The organism is Paracoccus sp. M683 (assembly GCF_007096355.1).
GTDB lineage: Bacteria > Pseudomonadota > Alphaproteobacteria > Rhodobacterales > Rhodobacteraceae > Paracoccus.
This window is the reverse complement of the sequence record NZ_VKDF01000037.1, coordinates 1-5,973: the sequence shown is the minus strand read 5'-3', so window position 1 is coordinate 5,973 and position 5,973 is coordinate 1. Positions and strand designations below refer to the sequence as shown.

Sequence of the window (5,973 nt, the reverse complement as noted above, 5' to 3'; positions counted from 1 at the left end):
CCGGCATCCTGTTCCTTGATCATCCCGATTATCTGCGCCTCGGTGAAACGGCTCTTTCGCATGTGTCTGCTCCTTCAGAGTTGGCGCAGACTCTAAATCACGATGAGGGATTTCGCGGGGGGCAGGTCACACACAATAATGCTGAACCTGGATGATGCACATGCTCGCCAACTGAATGACCTGCGAGAGCATTTCAAACTGAAGGCGGAGGACACCATCCGGCTTGCCATCCGGCTTACACATGCCCGGCACAAACAAAAACCAGACGTGTTGGTGCCAGAGTTCAAGCCGCGTGCGAAGCGTGATGACTGGTTCGAAGACGACGACAATACGCCTACATGAAGCAATCGGCCAGAGGACCTTTTAGCTTGGGCGAATTGGAAATCTGCCCATCGGCTCCCCTGCCTTGATGGTTCCGCATTCTGAAGAAGTACAAGTTTGAGAACCAATCCACTCGCCATCTGCATCAACGCAGTTGATGAAAGCAAACTCCAGATTTTCCGTTGTCATCGCTGCTACAAATGCCTGCGCGAGGCAAACGTCACCGGAGTTCGATTCGATCCGCTCTGTTTTAAGCTCGCCATTTGCCATTACGTTCAGATAGCCTGCGGCATCTGCCGCAAGCGCAGGTGTCGCAGCCATGGATAGCGAGGCTGCCAAAAATATTCCTCTTGTATGGTTTTTCATCGTCAATCCTTTCGAAAAACCAAACTCAATACCATAATCAATTGAAATCAGTCAAGAAACTAGAAATATATGATGCAATAGTTTTCCAATTTCTGATCATTATGCGATAATAGAAGTATGTATGATGCAGAGAAGAAATATACGATTGCCAAGTTGCTCGACGACTTTGGTAAAGAGGAGTGCTTACGCTGTGGCCTTCTTGCGAAGGACGACAACGAAACACTTTCCCTTACCGCTATCGGAATGGGTTACCTCCTCGATATTGAAGCGAGTAACGTCAAGACACTTCATGAGGCCTACTTGGCGGGTTACAAACAAGGATACGAGCAAGCGAAGGACGAGTAGCCACTCGAAAGGATACGCCGCCCTCCGCGGGCGGCGAATTTCACAATAGGTCAAACAGATCAGCTTGCCTCGGTGTCTGCACGTCCTCGGACGGCATAAACACAGCGCTCGGGCCGATCAGCACATAGTCCTGCTTGCCGTGGCGAACGGCCATGCCGTGATAGAAGCCTTCGGGCCTGGTTCTCGCCTCGTCGCCCAGCATGGCATTTTCATGATAGCTGATCGGCGTACCGTCTAAAAATCTCCGTGGCACGAGGCGGTAGGCATCGGCTGCGCGGAAATCGCCCCGAGAAACCATCCCGGTACAGACCCAAAGGCAGTTCTGCCATTTGAAGGGTGAGCGCACGCAGCCTTCGAGTCCGATCTTGTCGCCGCTGTAGGAGGCGCTGATATCACCCTCGCCGATCTGGCGGTCGCGGCTATGGCACCATGTGCCAGAGGAAAGACGAGAGGGATCAACTCGAAACTCCTTGATCTTGCACGGGGCGCTCATGAGCGCCCCGCTTCGTTGTCGGCTTGCGGTGCATCTTCCAGCGGCAGGCGCAGGACGATCCGGCCATTGATCGGGCAGGTCTCCAGCTGGAGGGTGTAGCCCTTCCCGTCTTTGTGCGCCCATGCAGCGCCGACTTTGTTCCAGTAGGATTTCTCGCCCTTCTGGGTGACGTGCCATGCCATGTAGTCAGGTGCGTTCAGGGCTTGGGTGGGGTTCGAGTTTTCGCGTGCCATGTTCTTTCTCCTTTGCTTGGGTTTGGCTTGCTAACGCCCTCCCGAAGCGCCGGAGGCAAAGGACCAGCTGTCATATCCAACACGGATACTTGGAGCGGGCAGGATTTTGATGGCTGGGCCGCATCCGGCCAGGGAATTTAGGGCATCTGTTGCAAGCCAACTCCCAAGAAAACGAGACGGACAGTATCGGCAGAAAAACACGCCACAGACCAAGGCCAGCCGCGCCAACGTCAAGTCTGGCTTCGGCTCATCAGTCATCTTCGAAGAAATCACTCGATTGGAGCACGGATCATGGCTGCCGATGGCACTGCACGAGGGCACCGCGCAAATACTATTGCTGGACATCGCCCGATAGGCCGCACATCCCGCCAGTGCTGCCGGAGATCACCACCTCAAAGACGATTTCGAAGCGCTTCACGCGCATCCGCCTGTATGCAGGATCAAGAAACCTCCCGAACCATCAGACCTTCCATGGGCCGATGATGGTGTGTGCCGGGGCCGAAAGGCCCTGAGTGGTTCGGGGCCTCCTTGAAGCAAAAGGAGGATACGATGAAACTCGTCTCACGCTTTGAAGCGGCATCCCGCAGCACGGCAGAATTGCATGGCCTGTTGGCCGAGGCGTTCAACGCCTTTGCGAGTGCCCCGCGCAGCAGCCAAGAGCGCCGCGAGGCGCTGGCCACGAGGCGCAACATCGAAGATGAGCTGGCCGCGCGCGGTCCAGGTCTCTAACCGTCTGGCGGCTAGCCATATTGGCTGGTCGCTTCGGCAAAAAATTTGACAATATATTGATTTTTATATGATAATATTATTGTTCGCACTTAAGATTCTTAAGTACCTAAGGAGCGAAAAGCTCTGAGTGAACATATTTCTTGTTGTGGTCTTGCTTAATGAAAGGAGGTCATGATGACTAATATGAAAAGACCCCAAAATCAAATACGAACAGTCCGTGACATTGTCGCGGCAAAAACTCATATTACATTTAAACCGAAGGATAGCGTTCCTGATATCATCAAGAGAATGCAGATTAGCGACCTTAGTGCAGGCGGCGTAGTAAACTCTTCGGGCAAGTTTGTAGGTATGGTTACAGAACATGAGATCGTTCGAAAGGCATTTGGTGACTCATCCAACCTAAAACGCCGCCTAATCTCTCTTTCCGAAAAAAGTGATGCTGAAAGCCTCACGGCATGGGATGTGATGATTCCGAATGCTAATAGTCTCGACCCGACTACTTCGGCTGAGGGCGCACTCGATATAGTGACATTTTTTGGGTATCGGCGCATGCCTGTCGTAGCTTCCGATGGGACGTTTATCGGTATCGTTGATGCAATCGACATTCACCGCCATGTGCTTGCGAAATCCCAAGACGTCATGAAGTCAAAAGACGCACTGCTTTCGTACTTCATGGGTGTTGAGCCCTACGGCATTGGTGCCGCAATCTAGAATTCTTCCGAAGAATGGTGTTCGGCTGGCATTGAGGCCAGCCGGACGCCAACGCGCTGTGCAGAGGAAACGCCAGTCTTTCCTTGACAACCGGCCACAGAAGCGGCCATACAGCCGGACTTCAGAACGCTTCCACAGATCATAAAGCTATGATATATTTAGGATAAGTGAATTTAACTATCCGGCCTATAAACCGGCCAAAATTCAGGACAAGCATGGCACGCGACGATGGTGAAAGTATAGGTCTTTTTGAGCCCCTCATGGTGAGCGAGGGCTCTCCTAGCCGTGCGGTCTTGAGTGATCTGGCGCTTGAGCTGGCCGAAAAATCCGCTGCGTTCCGCGCCAGCTTGCCCGAGTCCATCGCAGCGGCGCTGGCCGATCTGGTGCGCTCGATGAACTGCTACTACTCGAACCTGATCGAAGGTCACAACACCCATCCCATTGATATCGAACGCGCTCTTGAGGGTGACTACAGCGCAGATCCCAAGAAGCGCGACCTCCAGCTCGAAGCCAAGGCCCATATCACTGTCCAGAAATGGATTGATGATGGCGGGCTTGAAGACCCCTCGACTGCTCTGGCGTCGATCATCGAGATTCATTGCCGGTTTTGCGAGTTGCTGCCGGAAGACCTGCTCTTCGTGGAAGACCCCCAGACGCATGAAAACATCCCGGTCGTACCTGGCCAGCTCCGCGAGCGCTATGTGCAGGTCGGGCAGCATATACCGCCAAGCCCTGGCGCTGTCCCGCGCTTTCTGGATCGACTGCATCAGGCCTATGCACGCGCTGGCCGCATCGAGTCCATCCTGGCCGCTGCCTGCGCACATCACCGCCTTCTTTGGGTGCACCCTTTCATGGATGGCAATGGGCGCGTGGCGCGTCTGATGTCCTATGCCATGCTGCGGAATTCTCTCGACACGCGCGGTCTTTGGTCGGTCGCGCGCGGCCTTGCGCGGCGCGAAGCCGACTACAAAGCACATTTGCAAGCTTGCGATGGAGACAGGCGCGGCGATAGAGATGGACGCGGCACACTCAGCGAAGCGGCGCTGGCCTCCTTTACGGAATTCTTTCTGCGCATCAGCATCGATCAGGTCGAATTTATGGGCTCGCTGATGCAGGCGGAACGGCTGCGCGACCGGATCATGATCTGGGCAGAAGAAGAAATGCGCGCCGGAAACCTGCCCCCGAAATCCGATCTGGTGCTGAAAGCTATCCTCTACCAAGGCGTGCTGGAGCGCGGCGAGGTGGATTCCGTACTTGGCACAAGCGAGCGCACTTCTCGCCGGATCACCTCGGCCCTGCTCAAGGCCGGAGCGCTTCGCTCCGAAAGCACGCGCGCGCCGCTGCATCTGGCCTTCCCGGCAAAATACGCGGAACGTTGGATGCCGGGGCTCTTCCCCGAGGGCTAGAATGCCCGAAGGTATGCGCCCGCCAAAAGGCGGGCGCGAAATTTTCAATGCTGAAAAGTCGCCGCTTACGCGGCGACTCCTTCGTCCTGCTGCTCGTCCTCGATCAGCGGTTGCAGGCCATGCAAGAAATCTGCAGCGCGCTGCGCATGGGCGGCGGCGGCGAAGATCGCGCGCTTGTCGTCCTTCAAGACTTTCAGCCAGCTCTGAATATAGGCGGCATGATCCATGCCAGGCTCGGGCGTCAGCTCCAGATCAGCGCAAAGGAACGCAGCGCCAAGCTCGGCAACAAGTTCTTCACGGGCGTAGCCTTCATCACCCCAGCGCTTGCGGCCAAAGTCTCGGTCAAGGCGGCTCTTGTGTTTCGTCCAGTGGGTCAGCTCGTGGGCAAGCGTGGCATAGTAGCTCTCAGGGCTGCGGAAGGTCTCGAATGCTGGCATCTGCACATGATCGCTGCCGCCGCTATAGTGGGCGCTGTTGCCGCCATGGCGGATATCTGCCCCTGTGTGCCCGAAAAACTCTTCCGCGTGGCTGATCCGCAAAGCCGGATCAATGATCGGCTCGGGCTTGGCGTAGTAATGCTCGGGCAAGCCTTCGATCTGCTCGACGTTGAAAACGCTGTAACCCTTCATGAATGGAATCTTGCGCTCTTCCTCGCTGCCGTCGTCCTGCTCTTCGGTCTTGGTGATGGTGTTGGCATAGACCACCAGATTGCCGCGCTCGCCTTTCTTGACGTGTGCGCCAAGCTCTTTCGCCTGTTTGAAGGTCATCCAGTACGGCGAGAGATACCCCGCCTCGACGCTCGCCCCCCACAGCATCAGCACATTGATTCCGTTGTATGGCATGCCGTTGTGCCGCAAGGGCTTGGTGATCTTACCTTCAAGGTTTCCAGCGTTCCAAGGCTTGAGCCAAGACAGCTCGCCTTTCTCCAGATCGGCAATAATCTTGTCAGTTACTTTCTGATAAACATCGGCTTTCATGTCTTTTTTCTCCTTTGTTCGGCTTTCGCATGAAACCGAACTGCCCCTCTGGCGAAGAGAGGGGGGAGACCGTCCAGACCGAAGGCCATGGTGGGTGGTGCGGGCGCAGCCGAAGGCGAGCCACGGCCCATGGCCTTCGCGCGATGCCACAGCGAAGGGCTTGGTCTTGACGGGTGATGGGCCATCAGGCCCCAATGAAAGAGAAGGATGTCAGCCGTTCACGGCTGGCGATGAACGCGCAAGGGATCAAAGCCGAATGGCGGTGACCTGCCCCCCGCGAAATCCCTCATCGTGATTTAGAGTCTGCGCCAACTCTGAAGGAGCAGACACATGCGAAAGAGCCGTTTCACCGAGGCGCAGATAATCGGGATGATCAAGGAACAGGATGCCGG

10 protein-coding genes are annotated in these 5,973 nt (G+C 55.6%); 6 read left to right on the top strand and 4 right to left on the bottom strand.

Annotated elements, in window-relative coordinates:
* Positions 1-138: 138 nt before the first annotated feature.
* Positions 139-342, top strand: coding sequence for a hypothetical protein (locus FNJ84_RS21415; protein WP_143795234.1), 204 nt, complete (start codon positions 139-141; stop codon positions 340-342).
* A gap of 21 nt (positions 343-363) precedes the next feature.
* Here the strand turns inward: FNJ84_RS21415 and FNJ84_RS21410 are convergent, their stop codons facing one another.
* Complete coding sequence (locus FNJ84_RS21410; RefSeq protein WP_143795233.1) at positions 364-687, bottom strand: hypothetical protein; 324 nt, start codon at positions 685-687, stop codon at positions 364-366.
* A 117-nt stretch (positions 688-804) separates the two neighbouring features.
* On the opposite strand from FNJ84_RS21410, the gene FNJ84_RS21405 reads away from it, so the two are divergent.
* Positions 805-1,032: a hypothetical protein gene (locus FNJ84_RS21405; RefSeq protein WP_143795232.1), complete on the top strand. Its 228-nt coding sequence runs from the start codon at positions 805-807 to the stop codon at positions 1,030-1,032.
* 40 nt (positions 1,033-1,072) lie between these two features.
* Here the strand turns inward: FNJ84_RS21405 and FNJ84_RS21400 are convergent, their stop codons facing one another.
* Both FNJ84_RS21400 and FNJ84_RS21395 read right to left on the bottom strand, forming a co-directional pair.
* Complete coding sequence (locus FNJ84_RS21400) at positions 1,073-1,525, bottom strand: hypothetical protein (protein ID WP_143795231.1); 453 nt, start codon at positions 1,523-1,525, stop codon at positions 1,073-1,075.
* The gene (locus FNJ84_RS21395) at positions 1,522-1,758 is read right to left on the bottom strand and encodes a hypothetical protein (RefSeq protein WP_143795230.1); all 237 of its coding nucleotides are present in this window, start codon (positions 1,756-1,758) and stop codon (positions 1,522-1,524) included. Before FNJ84_RS21395 ends, FNJ84_RS21400 begins: the two co-directional genes overlap by 4 nt.
* Positions 1,759-1,867: 109 nt before the next feature.
* On the opposite strand from FNJ84_RS21395, the gene FNJ84_RS21390 reads away from it, so the two are divergent.
* From FNJ84_RS21390 to FNJ84_RS21375, 4 genes are all read left to right on the top strand, one after another.
* A complete protein-coding gene (locus FNJ84_RS21390; RefSeq protein WP_143795229.1) occupies positions 1,868-2,113 on the top strand; it encodes a hypothetical protein in 246 nt (81 codons plus the stop codon).
* A 194-nt stretch (positions 2,114-2,307) separates the two neighbouring features.
* Positions 2,308-2,487, top strand: a complete 180-nt coding sequence (locus FNJ84_RS21385; RefSeq protein ID WP_143795228.1) for a hypothetical protein — start codon at positions 2,308-2,310, stop codon at positions 2,485-2,487.
* Between the two features lie 174 nt (positions 2,488-2,661).
* The gene (locus FNJ84_RS21380) at positions 2,662-3,198 is read left to right on the top strand and encodes a CBS domain-containing protein (protein WP_185968645.1); all 537 of its coding nucleotides are present in this window, start codon (positions 2,662-2,664) and stop codon (positions 3,196-3,198) included.
* A gap of 215 nt (positions 3,199-3,413) precedes the next feature.
* On the top strand, positions 3,414-4,604 hold the full coding sequence (locus FNJ84_RS21375; protein ID WP_143795226.1) for a Fic family protein: 1,191 nt from the start codon (positions 3,414-3,416) through the stop codon (positions 4,602-4,604).
* A gap of 65 nt (positions 4,605-4,669) precedes the next feature.
* Here the strand turns inward: FNJ84_RS21375 and FNJ84_RS21370 are convergent, their stop codons facing one another.
* Positions 4,670-5,581: an ArdC family protein gene (locus FNJ84_RS21370; protein WP_143795225.1), complete on the bottom strand. Its 912-nt coding sequence runs from the start codon at positions 5,579-5,581 to the stop codon at positions 4,670-4,672.
* Positions 5,582-5,973: the final 392 nt, after the last annotated feature.

Coding starts and splice junctions, on each gene's coding strand:
- FNJ84_RS21385 (WP_143795228.1), top strand. CDS start 2,308: ATGAAACTCGTCTCACGCTTTGAAGCGGCATCCCGCAGCACGGCAGAA.
- FNJ84_RS21405 (WP_143795232.1), top strand. CDS start 805: ATGTATGATGCAGAGAAGAAATATACGATTGCCAAGTTGCTCGACGAC.
- FNJ84_RS21400 (WP_143795231.1), bottom strand. CDS start 1,525: ATGAGCGCCCCGTGCAAGATCAAGGAGTTTCGAGTTGATCCCTCTCGT.
- FNJ84_RS21390 (WP_143795229.1), top strand. CDS start 1,868: ATGGCTGGGCCGCATCCGGCCAGGGAATTTAGGGCATCTGTTGCAAGC.
- FNJ84_RS21370 (WP_143795225.1), bottom strand. CDS start 5,581: ATGAAAGCCGATGTTTATCAGAAAGTAACTGACAAGATTATTGCCGAT.
- FNJ84_RS21415 (WP_143795234.1), top strand. CDS start 139: ATGCTGAACCTGGATGATGCACATGCTCGCCAACTGAATGACCTGCGA.
- FNJ84_RS21375 (WP_143795226.1), top strand. CDS start 3,414: ATGGCACGCGACGATGGTGAAAGTATAGGTCTTTTTGAGCCCCTCATG.
- FNJ84_RS21410 (WP_143795233.1), bottom strand. CDS start 687: ATGAAAAACCATACAAGAGGAATATTTTTGGCAGCCTCGCTATCCATG.
- FNJ84_RS21380 (WP_185968645.1), top strand. CDS start 2,662: ATGACTAATATGAAAAGACCCCAAAATCAAATACGAACAGTCCGTGAC.
- FNJ84_RS21395 (WP_143795230.1), bottom strand. CDS start 1,758: ATGGCACGCGAAAACTCGAACCCCACCCAAGCCCTGAACGCACCTGAC.